Source organism: Amycolatopsis sp. BJA-103, assembly GCF_002849735.1.
In the GTDB taxonomy this organism is placed as follows: domain Bacteria; phylum Actinomycetota; class Actinomycetes; order Mycobacteriales; family Pseudonocardiaceae; genus Amycolatopsis.
On the sequence record NZ_CP017780.1, the window covers coordinates 2396736 to 2419020 of the forward strand.

18 protein-coding genes are annotated in these 22285 nt (G+C 68.9%); 12 read left to right on the top strand and 6 right to left on the bottom strand.

The window, feature by feature from the left end; translation table 11 throughout:
• Positions 1-31: 31 nt before the first annotated feature.
• The 6 genes from yajC to BKN51_RS09975 all read left to right on the top strand — a co-directional run bounded on the left by yajC (position 32) and on the right by BKN51_RS09975 (position 7455).
• Positions 32-430: a preprotein translocase subunit YajC gene (gene yajC, locus BKN51_RS09950; RefSeq protein WP_101607364.1), complete on the top strand. Its 399-nt coding sequence runs from the start codon at positions 32-34 to the stop codon at positions 428-430.
• A gap of 232 nt (positions 431-662) precedes the next feature.
• Positions 663-2354, top strand: a complete 1692-nt coding sequence (gene secD, locus BKN51_RS09955) for a protein translocase subunit SecD (RefSeq protein ID WP_168214301.1) — start codon at positions 663-665, stop codon at positions 2352-2354.
• On the top strand, positions 2351-3556 hold the full coding sequence (gene secF, locus BKN51_RS09960; RefSeq protein ID WP_101607365.1) for a protein translocase subunit SecF: 1206 nt from the start codon (positions 2351-2353) through the stop codon (positions 3554-3556). Before secD ends, secF begins: the two co-directional genes overlap by 4 nt.
• Before the next feature lie 114 nt (positions 3557-3670).
• Positions 3671-4189, top strand: a complete 519-nt coding sequence (locus tag BKN51_RS09965; protein ID WP_101607366.1) for an adenine phosphoribosyltransferase — start codon at positions 3671-3673, stop codon at positions 4187-4189.
• Positions 4190-4268: 79 nt separating this feature from the next.
• Positions 4269-6608, top strand: coding sequence for a RelA/SpoT family protein (locus tag BKN51_RS09970; protein ID WP_101613148.1), 2340 nt, complete (start codon positions 4269-4271; stop codon positions 6606-6608).
• 67 nt (positions 6609-6675) lie between these two features.
• Positions 6676-7455 carry an enoyl-CoA hydratase/isomerase family protein gene (locus tag BKN51_RS09975; protein ID WP_168214302.1) on the top strand — a complete coding sequence of 260 codons (780 nt, stop codon included), beginning with the start codon at positions 6676-6678 and terminating at the stop codon, positions 7453-7455.
• A 17-nt stretch (positions 7456-7472) separates the two neighbouring features.
• Here BKN51_RS09975 and BKN51_RS09980 read toward each other — a convergent pair whose 3' ends face one another.
• The 3 genes from BKN51_RS09980 to BKN51_RS09990 form a co-directional block, all read right to left on the bottom strand.
• Positions 7473-8249: a LysM peptidoglycan-binding domain-containing protein gene (locus BKN51_RS09980; RefSeq protein ID WP_101607368.1), complete on the bottom strand. Its 777-nt coding sequence runs from the start codon at positions 8247-8249 to the stop codon at positions 7473-7475.
• Positions 8250-8351: 102 nt separating this feature from the next.
• The gene (locus BKN51_RS09985; protein ID WP_101607369.1) at positions 8352-9137 is read right to left on the bottom strand and encodes an aminotransferase class IV family protein; all 786 of its coding nucleotides are present in this window, start codon (positions 9135-9137) and stop codon (positions 8352-8354) included.
• Position 9138: 1 nt separating this feature from the next.
• Positions 9139-9996 carry a peptidylprolyl isomerase gene (locus BKN51_RS09990; RefSeq protein WP_101607370.1) on the bottom strand — a complete coding sequence of 286 codons (858 nt, stop codon included), beginning with the start codon at positions 9994-9996 and terminating at the stop codon, positions 9139-9141.
• A gap of 156 nt (positions 9997-10152) precedes the next feature.
• Here BKN51_RS09990 and BKN51_RS09995 point away from each other — a divergent pair, with 156 nt between their 5' ends.
• Positions 10153-10761: an MBL fold metallo-hydrolase gene (locus BKN51_RS09995; protein WP_101607371.1), complete on the top strand. Its 609-nt coding sequence runs from the start codon at positions 10153-10155 to the stop codon at positions 10759-10761.
• Positions 10761-11417 (top strand): hypothetical protein, encoded by a 657-nt coding sequence (locus BKN51_RS10000; RefSeq protein WP_101607372.1) that lies wholly within the window; start codon positions 10761-10763, stop codon positions 11415-11417. The genes BKN51_RS09995 and BKN51_RS10000 overlap by 1 nt, the downstream gene beginning before the upstream one ends.
• A gap of 21 nt (positions 11418-11438) precedes the next feature.
• On the opposite strand, the gene BKN51_RS10005 is transcribed toward BKN51_RS10000, so the two are convergent.
• A complete protein-coding gene (locus tag BKN51_RS10005; protein ID WP_101607373.1) occupies positions 11439-12863 on the bottom strand; it encodes a YibE/F family protein in 1425 nt (474 codons plus the stop codon).
• Positions 12864-12904: 41 nt separating this feature from the next.
• Complete coding sequence (locus BKN51_RS10010) at positions 12905-13882, bottom strand: GlxA family transcriptional regulator (protein WP_101607374.1); 978 nt, start codon at positions 13880-13882, stop codon at positions 12905-12907.
• A gap of 99 nt (positions 13883-13981) precedes the next feature.
• Between BKN51_RS10010 and BKN51_RS10015 the strand changes: the two genes are divergently transcribed.
• Entirely contained in the window at positions 13982-14692 is a 711-nt protein-coding gene (locus BKN51_RS10015) for a DJ-1/PfpI family protein (protein ID WP_101607375.1), read from the top strand.
• A gap of 86 nt (positions 14693-14778) precedes the next feature.
• On the top strand, positions 14779-17745 hold the full coding sequence (locus BKN51_RS10020; protein ID WP_101607376.1) for an AfsR/SARP family transcriptional regulator: 2967 nt from the start codon (positions 14779-14781) through the stop codon (positions 17743-17745).
• 335 nt (positions 17746-18080) lie between these two features.
• Here BKN51_RS10020 and BKN51_RS10025 read toward each other — a convergent pair whose 3' ends face one another.
• Positions 18081-19193, bottom strand: a complete 1113-nt coding sequence (locus BKN51_RS10025) for an erythromycin esterase family protein (RefSeq protein ID WP_101607377.1) — start codon at positions 19191-19193, stop codon at positions 18081-18083.
• Between the two features lie 591 nt (positions 19194-19784).
• Between BKN51_RS10025 and BKN51_RS10030 the strand changes: the two genes are divergently transcribed.
• Both BKN51_RS10030 and BKN51_RS10035 read left to right on the top strand, forming a co-directional pair.
• Positions 19785-20642, top strand: a complete 858-nt coding sequence (locus BKN51_RS10030; RefSeq protein ID WP_101607378.1) for a helix-turn-helix domain-containing protein — start codon at positions 19785-19787, stop codon at positions 20640-20642.
• 70 nt (positions 20643-20712) lie between these two features.
• Complete coding sequence (locus tag BKN51_RS10035; RefSeq protein ID WP_233224149.1) at positions 20713-22221, top strand: CYTH and CHAD domain-containing protein; 1509 nt, start codon at positions 20713-20715, stop codon at positions 22219-22221.
• Positions 22222-22285 lie beyond the last annotated feature (64 nt).

Here is a 22285-nt window from a genome sequence, read left to right on the forward strand (position 1 = left end):
ACCGCGCGGCGTCCGCTCGAAATGGAGAATCATGAACCAGTTATTGCTGCCGCTGCTCCTGATGCTCGTTGTGGCGATTCCGCTCGTCATGGGCACCCGTAAGCAGAAGAAGGCGGCGGCAAAGCAGCAGGAGCTGCTCTCGAGTCTTGCTCCCGGTGACCGGGTGATGACCACCTCCGGTCTCTACGCGTCTGTCGCCGACGCCTCCGCCGACACCACGATCGATCTCGAGATCGCTCCCGGTGTCGTGACCACCTGGCTCCGCCAGGCCGTTCGCGAGAAGGTCGAGCCGGTCGTCGAGACCGACGACGAGACGATCGACGACGAGGCCGTCGTCGAGGAGCCTGCCATCGAGTCGAAGGACGACGAGCGCGTCGAAGAGAAGTCGGGCGCGCAGATCGCTCCTCCGCTGGAGCACGGCAAGAAGTAGCTCTTGTAAGGCCATCCCCGACACCAGACTTTCGTAGGTGCGGGGGCAACGCCGGGCTCACGCAGCACCGAGTAGTGTCTCGGTGCTGCGTGCGTGTCCGTCGTCATAGTCGTGCCCGTTCACCGGGCATCGTCGTCGAGGCAGGTTCGCGGTACCACCGGACTCCCGTCCGGTGAGTGAACAGCCAAGTCCATTGGGGAAAACCCAGTCCGTCCGAGGAGACCGAAGCACAGTGGCCGCACCGGCCGGGCATCTCCGCCCGGGACGCTATCTCGCCTTCTTCGCCCTGATCGTGGTGGCGCTGTACGCCCTGGTGTTCTTCACCGGTAGCGGCAAGCCGACGCCGAAACTCGGCATCGATCTGCAAGGCGGCACGAGGGTCACCCTGTCCGCCCGAAATCCCGACGGCGGCGACCCTCCGCGAGAGTCCCTCGAACAGGCCCGCTCGATCATCGAGCGCCGGGTCAACGGTATCGGCGTCGGTGGCACCGAGGTCGTCCTCGACGGCAGCAACGTCGTCATCACCGTCCCCGGCGAACAGGGCGACCAGGCCAAGACCCTGGGCAAGACCGCGAAGCTGGGCTTCCGGAAGGTCGTGACGTCGCAGCCGGTGACCCCGGTTCCGCAGCCGTCGGCCCCGCCCCAGTCTTCGGCCCCGCCTGCGTCTTCGGGTGCCCCGTCCGCGAGTGCTCCGCCGAGCAGCCCGGCCAACGGTGGCGGTGGTTCCGCCGGAGCGCCGCAGCAGCAGCCCGGCGACGCCGACGAGCAGACCAAGAAGGAGATCGAGGAGGCCCGGAGTCTCCGGCAGAACCCCGATCTGCTTTCGACGGACCAGGCGAAGCAGGCCGCGGCCGCCGAGAAGGCCTTCGCGGCCCTCAACTGCGACCCCAAGGTGTCGGACCCGCTGGTCGGCAACGACCTCACCGACAAGCCGCTGGTCGCCTGTGGTGACAAGAACACCGCGAAGTACCTGCTGGAGCCGGAGTTCCTCCCCGGAACCGAGATCTCCGACGCTTCCTCGGGCTACGACACCCAGAACTCCCAGTGGGTCGTCAACCTGAACTTCAAGAGCGACGGTTCCCGGATCTGGGGCGACTTCACCTCGAAGAACACCCAGAAGCAGGCGGCGTTCGTCCTCGACACGCAGGTCGTCTCCGCGCCGACCATCCAGTCCGCGATCCTGGGCGGCCAGACCCAGATCACCGGCCGGTTCAGTCAGGTCGAGGCGAAGGACCTGGCGGACGTGCTGAAGTACGGCTCGCTGCCGCTGTCGTTCGAGTCCTCGGACGCGACGACGGTGTCCGCGACGCTGGGTCTCGCCTCGCTGCAGGCGGGCCTGATCGCCGGCGGTATCGGCCTGCTGATCGTCTTCATCTACTGCTTGTTCTACTACCGCTTGCTCGGTGTGCTGACGATCTTGTCCCTGGTCCTGGCGTTCTCGCTCGTCTACGCGGTGTTGGTGTTGCTGGGGCGGTGGATCGGGTACACCCTCGACCTCGCCGGCGTGGCCGGTTTGATCATCGCGATCGGTATCACCGCGGACTCCTTCGTCATTTACTTCGAACGATTAAAGGACGAGATCCGCGAGGGCAGGACATTCCGCTCCGCGGTGCCGCGAGGCTGGTCCCGTGCCCAGCGCACGATCCTGGCGTCGGACGCGGTCAGCTTCCTCGCCGCGGCCATCCTGTACTGGCTGGCCGTCGGTGACGTGAAGGGCTTCGCGTTCACGCTCGGCATGTCGACGGTGCTCGACCTCGTCGTGGTCTACCTCGTGACGCATCCGCTGGTCGCGATGGTGTCCCGGTCGAAGTCGAAGTTCCTGTCCAACCCGAAGAACCTCGGCCTCGGTGCCGTCCAGCAGGTGGGCTCGGAGCGCAAGGCGGCCCGTCCGGCCGCCGGCCGCCCGAACGTCAAGGAGGCGTGACCGTGGTCGACGACAACACCACCACCGCGGGTAAGCGCGAGAGCATCTTCCGTCGCCTCTACGTGGGCACGGGCGCGTTCGACGTGGTCGGCAAGCGCAAGCGCTGGTACATCTTCTTCGGCGCGCTGGTACTGGTCTGCATCGCGTCGATGGGGATCAAGGGGTTCAACTTCGGGATCGACTTCGAAGGCGGCACCCAGATCCAGATGCCCGCCAACGGCAAGAACGGGCAGATCAGCGAGCAACAGGCGAAGGACGTCTTCGCCGAGGCACTCGGCCGTCCGGCCGACGAGGCGCAGAAGGTCGGCAGCGGCGTCTCGTCGACCATCCAGCTCCGTTCGGACACCCTGGACGCGGCCGAGGTCTCCAAGATCAAGCAGGCGCTGTTCCGGGACCTGGGCCCGATCGGCACCAACGGTCAGCCGAGCGTCCAGGCCATCAGTGACAGCGCGGTGAGCGCGTCCTGGGGCGGGGAGATCTCGCGTCAGGCGCTGATCGCGCTCGGGGTGTTCCTCCTGGCGGTCACGCTGTTCCTGGCGTTGTACTTCGACACCAGGATGGCCGCCGCGGCGCTGATCTCGCTCCTGCACGACATCGTGGTGACGGCGGGTGTGTACTCGCTGATCGGCTTCGAGGTCACGCCGGCGACGGTGATCGGTCTGTTGACGATCCTCGGGTTCTCGCTCTACGACACGGTGGTGGTGTTCGACAAGGTCCGCGAGAACACGCGCGGCCTGCTCGGGCTCACCCGCCGTACCTTCGGCGAGGCGGCCAACCTGGCGCTGAACCAGACGCTGATGCGGTCGTTCAACACCGCGCTGATCGCGATGCTCCCGATCCTCGGCCTGCTCGTGGTCGGGTACATCCTGCTCGGCTCCGGCACGCTGCAGGACCTCGCGCTGGTGCAGCTCACCGGCACCATCGTCGGCGTGCTGTCGTCGGTCGCGCTGGCCACCCCGCTGCTGGTCGACCTCAAGATGCGCGATCCGAAGTTCCGCCAGCAGGCCGAGCGGGTCGCCTCGCGGCGTGCGAACCAGGCCCGCAAGGCCGCCGATCGCGACGACGACTTCGACCCGACCGACGAGGACGCGCTGTCCGCCGAACTCCGCAAGGAGAAGGCGTACGCCGCCGCGGCGAGCGTCCCGGCGCGGAACCAGAAGGCGGCCCACAAGGGCCGTCCGCAGGGTAAGCGCAAGAGGTAACCGGCTCGCTCCAAGCGTGTAGTGAACGGGACTTTCATTGCAAAATTTGCAATGAAAGTCCCGTTCATTGCGTCGGGGGACGGCCGAACACACAATCTGAGAGCAGGGAAGTACATGGAGCTGGACAAGGCACTCGACCTGATCGCCGACGTGCCGGACTTCCCGGAACCCGGCGTGTTGTTCCGGGACCTGAGTCCGATGTTCGCCGACGCCGCCGGGTTCAAGGCCGTCACCGACGCGCTCGCCGCCACCGTCGATCCCGAGGCCGAGCTGCTGGCGGGCGTGGAAGCGCGCGGGTTCCTGCTGGCCGCGGCCGTCGGCTACGCCCGCGGTCTCGGCGTCGCGGTGATCCGCAAGCCCGGCAAGCTGCCCCGCGTCGCGGGCCGGGTCGATTACACGCTGGAGTACGGCACCGCAACGGTCGAACTTCCCGAAGGTGTCGTCGAGCCTGGTCAGCGTGTCGCGATCCTCGACGACGTGCTCGCCACCGGCGGCACGGTCGCGGCGACCTGCAAACTGCTGGAGGACGCGAAGGCGCAGGTCACCGGGGTTTCGGTGATCATGGAACTCGGCGCGCTCGGTGGTCGTTCCGTGCTTGAAGGGCATCGCGTGGAGGCCCTCCGGGTGTGTTGAGCGGGCGCACCCAGTGTGCCGCGAGGGGGAGCGGTTACCCTTGACGTCCGAAGGCCGCACGAAGCTGCAGGAGGTGCGGGTGAGCCAAGAGCTCGATGCCGCGGTGTCCTCGAAGGACGGCACCGAGCAGAACGGTGCGGCGCGCCAGGGGGCAGCGCCGACGCCATCCGCGACGCGCCGCGTCCGCGCCCGCCTCGCCCGCCGCATCACCGCACAGCGCGCCGCGCCGGTCAAACAGGTCCTCGAACCGCTCGCCGTCATCCACCGTGAGCTGCACCCGAACGCCGATCTCGCGCTGCTGCAGCGCGCCTACGACGTCGCCGAAGAGCTCCACCGTGAGCAGCGGCGCAAGTCCGGCGACCCGTACATCACGCATCCGCTCGCCGTCGCGACCATCCTCGCCGAACTCGGCATGGACACCACGACACTGGTCGCGGCGCTGCTGCACGACACCGTCGAGGACACCGGATACTCGCTGGAGAGCCTCAAGGCCGACTTCGGCGAGAAGGTCGGCGAGCTGGTCGACGGCGTCACCAAGCTGGACAAGGTCAAGCTAGGCACGGCCGCCGAGGCCGAGACCATCCGCAAGATGGTCATCGCGATGGCGCGGGACCCGCGCGTGCTGGTCATCAAGCTGTCCGACCGCCTGCACAACATGCGCACGATGCGCTTCCTGCCGCCGGAGAAGCAGGCCCGCAAGGCCCGCGAGACCCTGGAAGTCCTGGCCCCGCTTGCGCACCGGCTCGGCATGGCGACGGTCAAATGGGAGCTGGAGGACCTGGCCTTCGCCATCCTGCAGCCGAAGAAGTACGACGAGATCGTCCGCCTGGTCGCCGATCGCGCGCCCTCACGGGACACGTACCTGCGGTCCGTGATCACCGAGCTGACCGGCAACCTCGAAGGCTCGCGGATCACCGCCAAGGTCGAGGGCAGGCCGAAGCACTACTACTCGATCCACCAGAAGATGATCGTCCGCGGGCGCGACCTCGACGACATCCACGACCTGGTCGGCGTACGGATCCTGGTCGAGGACGTCCGCGACTGCTACGCCGCGATGGGTGTCGTCCACGCGCTGTGGCAGCCGGTCCCCGGCCGGTTCAAGGACTACATCGCGCAGCCGCGTTTCGGCGTCTACCAGTCGTTGCACACCACGGTGATCGGCCCGGACGGCAAGCCGCTCGAAGTGCAGATCCGTACCTACGAGATGCACCGCACCGCCGAGTACGGCATCGCCGCGCACTGGCGGTACAAGGAGACCAAAGGCACCCACAGCAGCAACGGGGCCAACTCGGTGGACGTCGACGAGATGGCGTGGATGCGCCAGCTCCTCGACTGGCAGCGTGAGGCCGCCGACCCTGGCGACTTCCTCGAATCACTGCGCTACGAACTCGCTTCGCGCGAGATCTTCGTGTTCACGCCCAAGGGCGACGTGATCACGCTGCCGGTCGAGTCGACGCCGGTCGACTTCGCCTACGCCGTGCACACCGAGGTCGGTCACCGCTGCATCGGCGCCCGCGTCAACGGCAGGCTGGTCGCACTCGAGCGCAAGCTCGAGAACGGCGAAGTCATCGAGATCTTCACCTCGAAGGCCGAGACGGCCGGGCCGAGCCGCGACTGGCTGCAGTTCGCCGGTTCGCCCAAGGCGCGCGCGAAGATCCGGCAGTGGTTCGCCAAGGAACGCCGCGACGAAGCGATCGAAGGCGGCAAGGAGGCCATCACCAAGGAGGTCCGCAAGGTCGGCCTCCCGATCCAGCGGCTGGTCTCCGCCGAGTCCATGGGCGCGGTCGCCACGGAACTGCGGCACCCCGACATCAGCTCGCTGTACGCGGCCGTCGGCGAAGGCCACACCAGCGCGAAGCACGTCGTGCAACGGCTGGTCGCGCTCATCGGCGGCGTCGACGAGGCGGAAGAGGAACTCGCCGAGCGCGCGACCCCGTCCACGGTCACGCGCCGCCGCGGCTCGAACGACGTCGGTGTCGTGGTGAAGGGCGCCGGCGACGTCTGGGCCAAACTCGCCCGCTGCTGCACCCCGGTGCCGGGCGACGAGATCCTCGGGTTCGTCACCCGCGGCGGTGGTGTCAGCGTTCACCGGACCGACTGCACCAACGCCGACGATTTGACCGCGCAGCCCGAGCGTCTGGTCGAAGTCCAATGGGCACCGTCGGCTTCGTCGGTGTTCCTTGTCGCGATCCAGGTCGAGGCGCTGGATCGGCACCGCCTGCTGTCGGATGTCACCAAGGTGCTCGCGGACGAGAAGGTCAACATCCTGTCCGCGTCGGTGACCACATCGCGCGACAGGGTCGCGGTCAGCCGGTTCTCCTTCGAGATGGGCGACCCGAAGCACCTCGGCCACGTGCTGAAGGTGGTCCGAGGTGTCGAGGGCGTCTACGACGTCTATCGGGTGACTTCGGCTTCCTAACCGGTTCCTCGGGGGCTTGCCCACATCCGGGTGGTTCAGGGGGAGGCGCGCACTTAGGGTGCGGAACATGACTGACGGGTTCGAATTCACTCGCGACGGCGAGGTCGCGCGGCTGACGTTCACCAGGCCGGAGAAGATGAACGCGATCACCTACGGGATGTGGTCGGCGATCCCGGACGTGGTGGCGCGGGTGGAGGCGGACCCGGCGATCAAGGTGCTCGTGCTGACCGGCGCGGGCGCGCATTTCTCGGCGGGCGCCGACATCAGCGAGTTCCGGGACCTGCGGTCCACCGCCGACGCGGCCGAGACCTACGACAAGGCCGTCGATGAGGCCGTGGCGGCGCTGACGGCGTCACGGAAGCCGACGGTGGCGATGATCCAGGGGAACTGCATCGGCGGCGGTTGCCAGATCTCGGTCGCCTGCGACTTCCGCTTCGCCGCGGAGGGCTCGCGCTTCGGGATCACCCCGGCGAAGCTCGGCATCGTCTACCACTTCGACTCGACCCGGCGTTTGGTCTCGCTGGTCGGCCCGGCGCACGCCAAGTACTTCCTGCTCTCGGGCGAACTCGTCGACGCGCGGCGGGCCAGGGAGATCGGGCTGCTCAACGACGTCTTCCCGGTTGACGAGCTGGAGTCCTCGACGGCGAAGTTCGTCGAGACGCTCGCTTCGCGATCGCAGGCGTCGGTGCGCGGGATGAACCGGATCATCGAGAAGATCGTGGCCGGTCAAGAGGAATCCGACGCCGAGGTGGACGAGATCCGCCTCGGCGCCCTGCACGGTGAGGACTACGCCGAGGGCGTGGCCGCTTTCCTCGCGCGCCGACCGCCGAAGTTCACCTACCGCTGAGGTCGAATGCCCCGCATTCAGTCCTCTGAATGCGGCCTTCGGACTTCCGGCATGTCGATGATCATCGGTTTCGGCAGGGGCGCGGTCATCACGGTGACGTTGACGCGCGCGTCCGCGGGGACGGCCGCGATCAGCTGGGTGTCGGCCATGCTCAGGAAGAAGTACGAGTGCCCATCGGGAGCACCGGGCAGCGGCATCCAGTCCCGGATCGGACCGGTCTCCTCCAGCCGGTGTTCGGCGGGCAGGTCGAGCGTTCCGGTACTGGGCGGGAAGTCGAGCGGATCCGGCTCGGGAGTCGACGGCGTGCGTCGCACCCACGAGCGCCGCAGCCTGAGCCCGCCGAGCAAGCCCAGCAGCACGCCTCCGATCCCGGTCGCCAGCGACGCCACGAGGCTCCCCGACGTCGCCGACGCGGCCGGGGCGACGGCCTGCGCCGGCCGGGGCGGGGGAGCGGCCGGCGCAGCGGGCAGCGGACCGTCGATCGCGCCGTGGGCGTCGGCGGGGAGTTGCAGGACCTGCCCCGGCTGGATCGAGGCCGGGTTGGTGAACGCGGTGCCGTCCGGCCGGAGCCTGCCCGCGTTGAGCCGGAAGATCTCCTGGTAGCGGGCACCCGCGCCGAGGGTCTGCTCCGCGATCCGGAACAGCGTGTTCTCGTCCGGGCTCGCCGAGAACGGGACCACGAAGTACTTCACGACCGCGCCGGACGGCTGTTCCTGCGCGTGCGCAAGACCGCCCATCGAGCCGCCGAACAGCACGGCGAGGACGAAACTGGTGCGAACCCGGTGAGCGGCCAAGGGTCCTCCCTTTTCCGGACGGCTACTCACTACACGTGCCGTCGCGGAGGAAGGTTCGAGCTGGTGACAAGTAAGTCAAACGTGCGGTCCCGGACGTTCCGGCTAGATTTCGTCCCAGGGGTTGCTCTCGTAGGCCTCGGTCAGGATCCGGCCGGTCTCGGGCGCGAACGGCAGGACGACGTCGTCCACCGACGCCACCGGCCAGCCGACCGACTCCGAGTTGGTCAGGAACATCGCGTCGAACTCCGGCAGATCGGCCGGACGGACCTCGCGGATCTCCTGCGGGATCCCGGTGAGTGTCAAGCCGCGCCGTACCAACTGCTGGGTGATCCCGTCGAGCACCGGCGCCTGCGGCCAGACCACCGTGCCGCCGTCGAGGAAACCGACGTTCCAGATCGACGCCTCGCTGACCCTGCCCCGCTGGTCGACGAACAACGCGTCGTCGTAACCGGCCATCATCGCCTCACGCGTGTGGTGGACCAGGCCGAACGTGCCGACGTGCTTGACCTCGGGCAGCACCCGTTCGTAGCGCACGGACCGCAGGCGCAGCGGCGTCAGCTCGTGTTCTTTCGGCGGCCCGGTCCGGACGAGGACGTCCGGGGCCGCGGGGGCGCCGGGATCGGACCAGTCCATCGCGCGGGAGAAGATCAGCACCCGCACGGACAGCGCGTCCTCGCCCCGAACGGCCTGCCGGACGTATCCGCGCACCGCGTCGGTGTCGAGTCCGGTGGCGAACATGCGCCGGGTGCTCGTCGCGAGCCGGTGCAAGTGGGCGTCCAGGCCGCGGACCTTGCCGTCGCGGACCTGCATCGCGGTGAAATGACCGTAACCGAACGCGCCCACCAGGTCTTCCGACCTGGCGGGCGCGCCGTTGAGCTCCAGCTTCACGTCAGGGGCTGACCGTGACGCCGGTGAACTTGACCTCGGTGTTGGGCGGGCCGGTGCCGTCGCCGTTGCCGGCCTGGGCATTGGCTCCCGCCTTGGCGACCTTGTCGAGCACCTTCAGGCCGTCGTCGGTGATGCTGCCGAAGACCGAGTACTCCGCGGGCAGTTCGGCTTCGCCGTAGACCATGAAGAACTGGCTGCCGCCGGAGTTCGGCTGCTGCGTCTTCGCCATCGCGAGGATGCCGCGGCCGTACTTGATCTCGGGGAACGCCTCGTCCGGCATCGTGTAGCCCGGACCGCCCATGCCGCTGGCCTCGGGGTCACCGCACTGCAGCATCTGCAGGCCGGTGGTGCCGAGCCGGTGGCACTTGGTGTCGTTGAAGTAGCCCTGCTGCGAGAGGCTGATGAAGCTCTGCACGGCACACGGGGCGAGCGCCCGGTCCAGGCTCAGCGGGATGTCGCCCGCGGTGCTCTTCAGCACGACGTTGACGGTCCCGTTCGAAGAGACGCCCTTGCCTTCCGGCTTGTTCACCTTCTTCGAGGCCTGCTTGGCGGCGTCGTCCTTGAAGTCGCAGGCCACCGGGTTCGCCAGCGGCGTCGCCCGCTTGGGCAGCGGCGCGCGTTCCGTGGGGATGGTGACCTCGGGGGTCGGAGGAGCCGAGCTCGGGGAAGCGTCGGAGGCGGCGTCGTCACCACTGTTACTGCTGACGATCCACCAAACCGCGCCCGCCACGATCGCGACGACGCCGACGACCGCCACCGAGCCGACGATCTTGCGTCGCTTGGCCTTTTCGGCCCGATGCACGATCTGTCGCTCGAGCTTGCGCTTCGCGGCTTCGCGGCGCTGCTGGTTGGTCGGCACCCGCCCTCCCGGTTTCCACTCGATGTCACACGTCTGAGGTAGCGGAAGTCTATGGGCACAGCCTGTGAGACCCCCGTACAGGGGCCGCTAGGCTTACTTGATCGTGATCAGGGCCATCCTGTCACCTGTTCGGCGGAAGATCTGAGGAGGCGTTTCGTGCTGGTTGTCGGTTTTCCGGCAGGCCCCCTCGAAGCCAACTGCTATCTGCTCGCCGCGGACGGCGGCGGGGAGTGCGTGATCGTCGATCCCGGCGAGGACGTCGTCGAGCGGCTCGAGGCCGCGCTCGCCGAACACGGCTTGACGCCGGTCGCGATGCTCGCCACCCACGGCCACCCGGACCACGTCGCCTCGGCGGCCGTGATCGGCGCGCGCCACGGGATACCTCTTCATCTGGACGAGGCGGACCGGCCACTCCTGGTCTCGGACGCCGGGGAACGGAAGGACGGGATCGTGCCACTCGTCGATGGCCCGCTCAGGCTGGCCGGGCTGGAGATCTCGGTGTCCCGCACACCGGGGCACACCGCCGGTTCGGTGATCTTCGGGCTGACCTCCGCCGAGGGCGGCCGGATCGTGCTCACCGGGGACAGCCTGTTCGCCGGTTCGATCGGCCGGTCCTCCGGCGACGGCGGCGAACTCGTGCGCTCCCTCGGCGCCAAGGTGATGACGCTGCCCGACGACACCGTCGTCCTGCCGGGACACGGCCCGGCCACCACGATCGGCCAGGAACGCGCGGGCAACCCGTTCCTGGCGGGGACGGGCGTGTGATGGCCGAGCCGACCGGTACGCCGGAAACCCCCGAGCGGCTGCCGCTGTTCCACGACGATCCCAAGCTCCGCCGCAGGCGTGGCTGCTCCGGTATCGCGGGCGTCGTGATCTTCGCGGCCGCGTTCGGCGGGATCGCCGGGCTGATCGGCGGTGAGATCGCCGGGCTCGTCGTCGCCGCGGTGATCGCGCTGCCGCTGCTCTACGTCATGTTCTACAACCTGCGGCGCCGCGTCTGGCTCGAAGGCGAAACGCTCATCGTGCGGACCTGGGGCTTCCGTCGGATCGATCTGACCGCGGCCGAGCGCATCGACCTGGTGATCAGTGACGTGCGCGGCACCCGCACGGTCAGCCTGCTGGTCAACGCGGGCAAACGCCGCAAGGTGGCGAAGGTCGACTTGGCCGTCTACTCGGGTGCGGGCGGCCGTGAACTCGGCATCCTGCAACTGCGCAAGCTGGCCAACGCGCTGCTGAACAACACCGAGGCGAACGGCCTGGTGTTCTCGGAACTGCTGGTGGCACAGCTGAAGTCGGAGGCTCGTGGGGACGCGGCCGCGGAACGGCCGCTGTACCGGCTGGCTTCGGCGGCGCCCGCCGGGAAGTACATCCAGCGGTTCACGATGGAAGCGGTCAGCCGGTTCGTGGCGACGCTGGACTGAGTCACGGAGTCCCGCCGCGTGTCATGAAAGGGGCTCTTGAGGCTCCCGCGAGGCGATCAGCGCGGCCAGCACCGTCGTGACCGGCACCGCCGCGACGATGCCGACGCTCCCGGCCAGCGTCCGCACGATCTCCTGCGCGATGTCTTCCGCGCCGAGGATCGAACCGAGGCCGACACCCGAAAGCGACGTGTACAGCAGCACCGGCAACGCCGCGCCCGCGTACGCCATCACGAGGGTGTTGACCGCCGAACCGACGTGGTCGCGCCCGATCCGCAGGCCCGCGCCGTAGAGCTCACGCCAGCCGAGCGACGGGTTCGCCCGCCGCAGTTCCCATACGGCGCTCGTCTGCGTCACCGTGACGTCGTCCAGCACACCGAGCGCGCCGATCACGACACCGGCCAGCAGCAGCCCTCGCGCGTCGATCCCGTGCCCGAGCGAGCCGATCAGCTGCGAGGTGCTGTCGTCCAGCCCGGTCAGCGACGCCGCGGCCGAGAAGATCGCCGAAAGGACGCCGATCAGGACCAGGCTCACCAAGGTGCCCAGTACCGCCACCGAGGTTCTCGCGGACAGCCCGTGGGTCAGGTACAGCGCGATGAACATGATCGCGCCCGCGCCCGCGATCGCCACCAGCAGCGGGCTCTCCCCGGCGAGGATCGACGGCAGCACGAACAGCGCGAGGATCAGGAAGCTCAGCCCGAGCGCGATCAGCGCGGCGAGACCCTGCCAGCGGCCCAGCACGATCACCGCGAGCGCGAACAGCCCGGCGAGCAGCAGTAGCGGCATCCCGCGCTGGAAGTCGACGATCTGGAACGACGCGGGGTCCGCGACGTCGCCGCCGTTGTAGGACAGCACCACCTTGTCGCCCGCGGCGAACCGCGGCGTGCTCGGCTCGATCGGAAGGGTCAGCTTCAGCGGCTTTCCGACGGCGGGACCGTCGGTCATCGTCAGTGCGCTGGTGAGGCACGGTTTCGCGTCCGGCGGCGGCTCGCCGACCTGGACCTGGCCTTCGGCGAGGCACGGCCCGGTGATCGTCGTGGAGATCGTGGCGTTCACCGGAGTTCCCTGGGGGAACACGCTTTTGGCCGGATCCTTGCCCCACGGGTAGAGCAGGACCATCCCGGCGACGGTCGCGACGGCGAGCGGGATCAGGAGCCACATCAACAGCTTCCGGACACGGTGCGACGCGGGCGCCGCCGGTCCGTGGCCGTGCGAGTGCCCGTGACCGGCCGGTTTCGGCTCGGGCTTCGGTTCCGGCTCGGGCTCGGCGGCGCGACGTCTGCCCGGTTCGGCCTGCCGCGGCCGCTGAGCGGGGGGACGCGCGCGCCTGGTGCCCTCGGGCGGGGTCCGGCGCGGCGTACGGGACGTTCCGGGCGAGCGATCGGACGGAGTGTCCGTAACCCGGCGAATCGGGCCGGTGTCGTCGTCGGAGATGTCGCGGCGGTTCACCCGCACATCCTCCACAGCCCCGATCGCGGCCCGCATTCGGCCTAGCCGAAGGACTGCCTCAGATGGACGCGGCGATAGGCGGACGGCGGTGTGTCGAAGTGGTCGAGGAAGGCCTGGCGAAGGGTTTCGGTCGAGCCGAAACCGCATCGCCGCGCGATCGAGGTCAGCGGGAGTTCGGTGCCGCACAACAGTTTCGCCGCGTTCTCGGTCCTCGCCGCCCGGACGTACCTGCTGGGCGTGGTGCTCAGGTGCGCGTCGAACAGCCTGGTCAGCTGCCGGGTGCTGATGCCCGCCCGTTCGGCGAGCACGGTGGTGCCGAGATCGCCGGCGAGATGTTCGGCGACGTACGCGGTGATGTCGCGGACCAGCCGGTTCTCCGGCGGCGGACCGGACAGGAACATGCTCACCTGCGCCTGGTTGCCCGGCCGCTGCAGGTAGGTGACCAGCATGCGGGCGGTCTCCCTGGCGAGGCTGGGGCCGTGGTCCTCCTCGACGAACGCGAGGGTGAGGTCGATACCGCTGGTGACGCCCGCCGCCGTGTAGACGTTGCCGTCGCGCACGTACAGCGGCACCGGGTCCACGTTCACCTGCGGGTAGGTCGTCGCGAGCCGGTTCGCGAACCGCCAGTGGGTGGTCGCGCGGCGCCCGTTGAGCAGCCCGCACGCGGCGAGCACGGTGGCGCCGGTGCACACCGAGGCGACGCGGCGGCTGTGCTGCGCGAGCCTGCGGATGTGGGAGACGATCCTCGGGTCCGCGGCGGCGGTCTCGTGCCCGGTGCCGCCCGCGACGATCAGCGTGTCCAGCTCGCCGGTCACCTGGTCGAGCCGATGCTGCGCCTGCAAGGTCAACCCGGACTCGCAACGGATGCCGCGGCCGTCGACGCTGGCGAGCATGATCTCGTACCCGGGTTTCCCGCCGAGTTTGGACGCGACGTCCAGCACGTCCGCCGGACCGGCGATGTCGAGCATCTCGGCATTGCTGTAGCCGACGATCAACACTCGTCTGGGTGAACCCGGCATGATCGAACGCTAGCAGTACCGCCCGGCCGTCGGACGTAGTTCGCAGGAATCCGGACATCCGGCTCACCGCGGCCGCAGACCTGCGACACCGTTGTCCCCATGACAGAGGACAAGAAGACCATCGCGTTCGTGGTGTACCCGGGGCTGACCCCGCTCGACATGGTCGGGCCGCTGACCGTGCTGGACGGCATGGCGAGCACGGCGCAGGAGTACCGGACGGTCGTGGTCGGCGCGACGAAGGAGCCGATCACCACCGACAACCCGCTGAGGCTCGCGGCGAGTCACACCTTCGACGAGGTCCCGTCGCCGTACGCGCTGCTCGTGCCCGGCGGCGCCGAACCGACGCTGAAGGCACTCGCCGACGAGCAGCTGATCGAGTACCTGCGGCACGCCGGGGCGAACGCGGAACTCGTGACGTCGGTGTGCACGGGATCGCTCCTGCTGGGGCAGGCCGGTCTGCTGAAGGGCCGCCGGGCCACGACGCACTGGATGTTCCGCGAACTGCTGCGCGCGTTCGGGGCGGAGCCCGTCGCCGAGCGCTGGGTCGAGGACGGGAACGTGATCACCGCCGCCGGGGTGTCGGCGGGGATCGACCTCGCGCTGCACCTGGTCGAGCGGCTCGTCGGCGCCGAGATCGCGCGGACGATCCAGTTCGTCATCGAGTACGACCCGAAGCCGCCGCAGGGTCCGCTCGATTGGTCGAAGCGGCCGTACGGAGACCTCAAGCCGCTGCTGGACCACTCGGTGAACGAGGCACTCGCCGACGAGCCCGCGTTGCGGGACCGGCTGCTCGCTCACACCGGCGGGTAAGGGGGACGGCCATCCGGGTGAGAAGCGGTAACCCTGGGGCGGTGCCGGGTTAGATTCTGCTCATCCGTCCAGGTGAAAGGTGGTTCGTGGAGTTCAAGGTGCTCGGCCCGCTCCGGGCCTCGGTCCCGTTGCCGTCGGCGGCGCAGCCCCGCCGGGTGCTCGCGGTGCTTTTGGCCAGGCCGGACGAGTTCGTCCACCGGGACACCCTCGTGGACGAACTCTGGCCCGAGGGACCGCCGTCGAGCGCCGCCGCGGTCGTGCAGATGGCGGTTTCCAAGCTCCGCAAGGCGTTGTCGCCCGGCTTGCCGGTGGACGACGCCCGGCAGCGGCTGTGGTCCGGCAGGGGCGGCTACCGGCTCGCGGTGTCGGAAGGGGAGCTCGACGCCACCGCCTTCTCCGCGCTGACCGCGGCCGCCGCGACGGCGACCGGCGCCGAGCGCAGGGCACTGCTCGAACGGGCGCTGGGGTTGTGGCGTGGCGGGGCGTTCGCCGACGTCCCGGCGGGCCCGCTCGTCGAGGCGCACGTCCTGTGGCTCGAGGACCAGCGGTTTTCGGCACTGGGCAAGCTGGTCGAGCTGGAGCTCGCGGCCGGTGACCACAAGGCGGTCGCCGACCGGCTGGGCCCCGAACTGGCCGCCCGGCCGGGCGACGAACGCCTCGCCGGGTGGCTGGCCGAGGCGCTCCACGGGCTCGGGCGGCGGGACTCCGCGCTGGCCGTCCTCGACCGATGCCGCCACGCGCTTTGGGAACACGCCGGGATCTCACCGGGGGAGGACCTGCTCGAGGTCCACCGCCGCATCGCCGGAACCGGCTGGTCGGCCGGCGGCTCGCCGTGCCGTCTTCCGCCCGCGACGCCGGATTTCACCGGCAGGGCCGGGGAACTGACGGAGGTGGGACGTGCGCTGAGAGGTCCCGCGCCCGTCGTGCTGCACGGCGCGGCGGGAACGGGGAAGAGCGCGCTGGCCGTCCAGGCCGCTTGGCGGGTACGCAAGCGGTTCCCGGACGGTCAGCTCGTCGCCGACCTGCGTGAACCCGGCGACGTACTCGCCGGATTCCTCCGCGCGCTCGGCTTCGCGGAATCGGAACTCCCCGCCGACCGGGACGGGCTGATCTCGTTGTGGCGGAGCCATACCGCGGACAAGCGGCTGTTGGTGATCCTGGAGAACTGCCGGTCCGAGGCCGAGGTGCGGCCCTTGCTGCCGAACGGCCCCGGCTGCGCGACGATCGTCACGACGCGGCGACGGCTGGCCGGGCTCGTCGGCGCCAAACCGGTCGAGGTCGGCCCGCTGTCCGCCGCGGATTCGCTGACCCTGCTCGGCGCGATCGCCGGGGAGGACCGGCTGTCCGCCGAAACCGACGCCGTCCGCCGGGTGCTGGCCTGCTGCGACGGGCTCGCGCTGGCTGTCCGGGCGGCCGGTGTGAAGCTGCTGCAACGGCCGAGACTGAGCATCGCGGAGTTCGCGACGCGACTGGAGAACGAGCGGTTGCGGCTCAACGAACTGGCCGCCGGTGACCTCGCCGTCCGCCCGGTCCTCGCCGATGCCCTCGCCGAGCTTTCACCGCGGCAGCGAAATTCGTTGCGGCTCCTCGGTTTCCCGGGTGCCGCAGACATCGCCGACTGGTTCGCGACGGCCCTGCTGGGCTGTTCACCCCGCGAGGCGGCCGAACTGCTCGACGAACTGGTGGACGATCACCTGCTCCACGTCGAGCAGGATCGGTCCGGCTTCCTCCGGTACCGGCTGCCCGGATTGGTCCGTCTCGCGCTCCGCGAACCCCCGGCGCCCGGTGCTCTCAAACGCGCGCTGACGGTCACGGCGGCCTTGGCCGAACACGCTTCCGCCGCGCTCGATGCCGAGTACCCGCCCGCTCGCCGGGCGGATGTCCCGGCGGCGGTTTCGGACCGCGTCGCCGCCGATCCGATCGGCTGGCGCGCGACGGAAACCGCGAACCTCGCACTCGCCGTCCGAACCGCGAAGAACCACGGCTGGACCGAGTTGACCGCGCGGCTGGCCGAGGCCTACAGCGACCTCGTCGGTCCCAGGAACGGCGGTTCGCCCGCGCTTGTCGGGTTCGACATCGTCCGCGATCGCGTCGATCTCCCGGCGGAGGCGGAGAAACTGCTGAAGCTCGGCCACTCTCATGCCGATTCGGGGGATCTGGCGCGGGCGAGGACGTGTTTCGCGTTGGCAGAGGGCCGATTCCGCTCCTCGGGCGATCAACGGGGGACCGGTGCCGCGCTCGTCGCACTCGCCGACGTCGACGCGGACTCCGGCCGGACCCGATCGGCGGTCGAAGCGCTGCGGGAGGCGCTGGACCTGTTGCGGGACTGTGGTGACCTCGCCGGGCAGGCGATGGCGTCGGCCCAGTTCGGCTCGCTCTGGGACGACCTCGGCGACTTCCGGCGGGCGACGGAATGCTTCGACGCGAGCCTGCTGCTTTCACTCCATTGCGAGGACGGGCAGCAGCACGACAGATCCGCCAAGCGGTATGCCGACGTCCTGCGACGGCACGGCCGCGTGGACGAGGCAGGCGAACTGCTGACGAGTGCTCTGATCGGCACCCGGAGTTCGCGTGAACGCCATTGGGAGGCGCACGTCCTTCGCAGCTTCGGCGATCTCCACGCGAGAGCGGGAGACCCGGAGGAGAGCGAACGATGCCTATCGCGGTCACTGGAGCTGTTCGAGCATGTCGGGCACCGGCACGCCGCCGCGTACACGCATCGGAGTTTCGGCGAATCCCTGCGCCTTGCGGGCGAGCACGTCCGGGCCGCGGAGCACCTGGGACTCGCCATGACCACGTTCCGCGAGCTCGGTGACCGCCGGGGCGGCGGATACGCCTTGCTCAGCTTCGGGCGTCTCCGCGCGGACGAAGGTGTCGCGACCGAAGCCGCCGAGGGGCTCCGCACGGCGGCGGGGCTGTTCCGGGAGCTGGGATTCCCGGTGTGGGAATTGCGCGCGCTCAAAGACCTTTCCGCCGTCGACAGTGACGGACGGCAGCGGGATCGTGCTCGTGAAGCTTTGACGAAGATCGGATTCGGAGCGGGCCGGGGCTAGTCCCGCGTGGGATCGCGGGCGGTGGCGTTTGGCGAACTTATGGGGACGGCGTGTTGACTCCTGCTCGGTTGAGAGACTTCGCGCCGTCCCGGAATCGTGGAACTGGGGGTGACGGCGCGTGCTCGTGGCCGGGTGACGCCTTCCGAGGGCAGGAGGCGTCACCCGGTTCGACTAGGCCGTGTCCTGCAAGTCTTGTTCGCGGTCTTCGCGCCCAGGCGGCCCCTGACGGCACGGGCGGATGCGGCCGAGTACGACCCGGTACGAGGCCGATCCGCCCGCACCGTCAGGAACCACCTGGATCACGAAGCCCATCGAACAGACTTACAGGACACGGCCTAGGCGACGACGTGCAGGATCGCCTCCGCGTCGTCGAGGATCGCTTGGTCGAGCGGGAAGTAGCCCTGCCGCGGAACGGGATCGGTCCGGACGCGGGCGGGCGGGATCTCGGAGGCGGGGAGCAGACCCCAGGCCGTGGTGACGTGCTTCTGCAGGAACCCTTCGTAGGTATCGGCCTCGGGCTCCTGAAGCGCGATGGCATCGCTTCGGCCGAGGCTCGTCGCGACGAAGGCGTAGCGATCGCCGAGCAGCGGTGCCACCAGCGCGCCCGCGGGGAACCAGTGGGTCTCCGTCCCGGCCACCCGCATCGTGCTCGGCTGGCGCCGTAGGTGGAGATTGTGGGCGAAGACCAGCGTCCGGCCGCGATCGGCTTCGGCGGCCCGGATGTCCAGCAGATTTCGCGCCATGATGGCGTCCCTGACGGCGCTCAGGGGTGCGTAGCGTTCTTGCGGCTCGAGAGGTTCGGCGCATTGCCGGTGGTAGCGCAGCAGATCGATGCCCGCCATGAGGTGGATCTCCGCCCTCGCCCACGCTTCCGTGACCGGCTTGCGGGATCGGAGCGCGGCGTGCAACTCGGCCGCGATCGCGCGGAGCCGGTAGGCGTCGGCCGTGGCACCGACGGAGGAAGCCGCGTCGAGGACCGCCTCCGTGCGGCCCCAGCGTTCGTCGTCACCGGCCGGGCCCGCGATGTCCACGTCGCTGCCCAGGAAGTCGCGGGCGTATTCGAGATAGCGCCGAGGGCTGGGCGCGGAGGTGTTCTCGGTCTGGGTGTCGAAGCCGTGGAACGAAAGGCGCTCTTCGGGCGGGCGATTCTCGTTGTACTCGCGCATCCACGCGATCAGCCGCCGGTTCGCGTCCAGGGCGCCGAAGGTGTGCGTGAAGCCTTCGCTCATCGCGATGTCGAGGGTGCCGGTGCCGTCCCGGACGAAGTCGTTCGCGACGAGCGCGGCCACACGATCGGTTTCGAGGGCGATCGAGCGAAAGCCGCGATCGACCAGCTGGGCGAACAGCTCGTTGCGGACCTCCGCGAAGACCGGGGTCGCGTGCGTCGGTTCGCCCAGGCCGAGCAGGTCGCACGAGGGGGTCACGAAGTCTCGGATGTCTTGACTCATGAGGTTCAAGCGTATCGTTGATACACCGGTTGAAGCTTTGAACGAGGTGGGCTGGGGCAGGGATACAAAAGCTTCAAAGCGGTGTCAGGGGTGACCTGGGTCTCGTGAGTGGTGAGGGCGGTTCTGGGACCCGTATTTGCCTACCTGCGCGTGACCAGGGCGAAGGTGCAGTGTCAGCGGCGGCGCGGTCGAGCGTGAAGGAATTGGGACGTTGAGCGTCCCAATTCCTTCATCGTCGCGGAGCCGCTCCTCGAAGCTCGTGCCGGGTGACGTGTGGTGCTCGCTGGAAGTACGTGAAGGGGTCCTTCACGCGCCGCGCCTCTGGTGCCGGGGCAACCGGAGCCGCGGCGAGCGTCACGGACCGCCGATCGGAGCGGTGCCCTCGCCCGGCTCCGCAACATTTCCACTTCCGAATAACTCGACCCCATTACTTTCTTCCGCTATAAAGTTAAAGAACCCTTCGCGAGCGAAGCTGCTTCGCTCGCGAAGCAGCGCTTCGCAGGAATGCGCGAGCGCAAGTTATCAGCAGTTGAGGTGAATTACCGCGTGGCAATCACTGCGCGGCCGGAGTTCGGCCCTACTTTGGCCCGCATGGTTGAGAAGGATTCGACGGCGCGGACCCGGGAACTGGGCCACCGCATGAAGGCGTTCAGGCAGCGCGGGCACTTCAGCGGAGCCGACGTCAGCCGCCGTAACGGCTGGTTGCAGAGCAAGGTCACGAGGTGGGAACAGGGGCTGCGCGAGCTGTCCGTGGTGGACGCGGCGCTGTATCTCGCGACCTGCGGCGAGGCGGAGCCCGAGCGTGACCTGCTGCTGGAACTGACGCAGCCGGGCAGCGACCTGTACTGGGTACGACCGTACTTCGACGAACTCGTCGATCCGATGAAATCCCTGGCTATCCAAGAGAATCTCGCACATACGGTGGTGCGCTACGAGTCGTTGACGCTCCCCGGGCTGCTGCAGACCGAACAGTACGCCCGCACCACCTACGAACTGATCGGCAACCGCGGCCAGGCCCAGCTGGACCAGGTCGTGAACGCCCGGATGGAGCGGCAGAAGCTGCTGCGGCGGGATCGTCCGCCCCAGTGCCGGTTCTACGTCCACGAGCGCGCGCTGCGGTCGGTCATCGGCGGGCCGCGGATCATGCACGAGCAACTGCTCCACCTCGTCCTGTCGGCGAACCTGCCCTATTGCTCCATTCGTATCGTCCCCGAAAGCAACGAAGTGAGCAGAACAATCGAGAGTTCCTTCACCATCATGGAATTCACGGAACATCCGGCGGTGGTGTACACGGATTCCTATGCGGCCGGAGTGTTCATCGACGACCGGGTGGCGGTCGAGGCGTACTATTCGCTCGTCGCGCGTCTGGAAAGCGATACCCTGACCGCGGAGAGGTCGCGCCAAATGCTCGCCGAGTGGGCGGACCGGTACGACCGGATGGACGAATGACCCGATCGGGGTTTCCCGCCGCCTCTTCGCGGGGTAATCCTTCCTGGTAGCCGAAGAGGAGGAGTTCGTGGTGACGAAGACGCAGGACGGCGCCCCGGTGGCCGAGGCGGAGATCGAGCGGAAGTACGACCTGGCGGCCGACAAGCCCATCCCGCCGCTGGTCCCGGCCGGTCCCGTGACGAACCAGGCCGATCCGAGGATCGACGTCCTCGATGCCACGTACTTCGACACCGCCGACTTCCGGCTCGCGCAGGCGGGCATCACGCTGCGGCGGAGGCTCGGCGGGAGCGACGAGGGCTGGCATCTCAAGCTCCCGGTCAGCGAGGACAGGCGCGAGGAACTCCGCCTCCCGCTGTCGGGCAAGCCGGACAAGGTGCCCGGCGCGCTGGCGAGACTGGTCCGCGCGCGCACTCTCGGCGCCAAACTCGTCCAGGCCGCGCACCTGCGCACCGAGCGGACTTCGTACGCCCTCCTCGACGCGGAGGGCCGTGAGGTCGCGACGCTGACCGATGACGTCGTCACCGGCGAGGCGGGCGGGGAGAAGGCGCACCTAGACCGCTGGCGAGAGATCGAGATCGAACTTTCGCCCGGGACCGATCCCGACGTGCTCGACAGCCTGGATCGGGCCGTCGTGAACGCGGGCGCGAAGCGGTCGAGGTGGCCGTCGAAGCTCCGGCGGCTGACGGACGAGCTCGTGCCGTCGGCCGCGGGCGCGTCCGGTTCGGTACTGGCGGACTACTTCGCGGAGCAGCTGGACGCGCTGCGCCGCAACGACATCGGGGTTCGCCGGGACGTCGAGGACTCGGTGCACCAGATGCGGGTCGCCGCCAGGCGGCTGCGGAGTGCGCTGAAGACGTTCCGGCGTTCGCTCGACGCCGACGTCGCGAACGGGCTGGCCACCGAGCTGCGGTGGCTCGGTGGCGAACTCGGGCCGGCGAGGGACAACGAGGTGATGGAGGAGCGGCTGCACGAGGAAGTCAAGGCGCTTCCGTCCGAGTTGGTACTCGGCAACGTCGGGCAGCTGATGACGCGGCACTTCTCGCGCGAGGCCGAAGAGGCCAAGGCCCGGGCCATCCGGGCGCTCGACAGCAAGCGGTACACGGATCTGTTGCGGGCGCTGGAAAAGCTCGTCGCCAAGCCCAAGAAGATCAAGGACGGCAAGAAAGAGCTGCGCAAGGCGGTCGCTCGTTCGGACCGGAAGCTGCGTGACGCGGTCGCGGTCGCGGCGGCCTTGCGGCCCGGTCTGGAGCAGGACGCCGCGTTGCACGAGGTGCGCAAGAAGGCCAAGCGCGCCCGGTACGCCGCGGAGACGGTCCAGCCGGTGACAGGCAAGAAGCTTCGAAAATGGCGAAAGAACGTCAAGGCGGTGCAAACCACTCTCGGTATCCATCACGACGTCGTGGTCACCCGGGAGGTCTTGCGGCTTCTCGGCCTCCGCGCCTACGCCGAGAGTGAAAACGCTTTCACTTACGGCCTCCTGCATGGTCGTTCGGTCGCGACGGCCGAGGCCGCGCACCGGCGTTTCGCCGGACAATGGCAAACGGTGCGTAAAGGTTCCCGCCCGAATTGGCTTCGATGAGGTACCAGGGTTGACCTCTCGCCGCCGCTGAGTACCGTCAGTGGGAACTTGGTGGTCTGGAGAG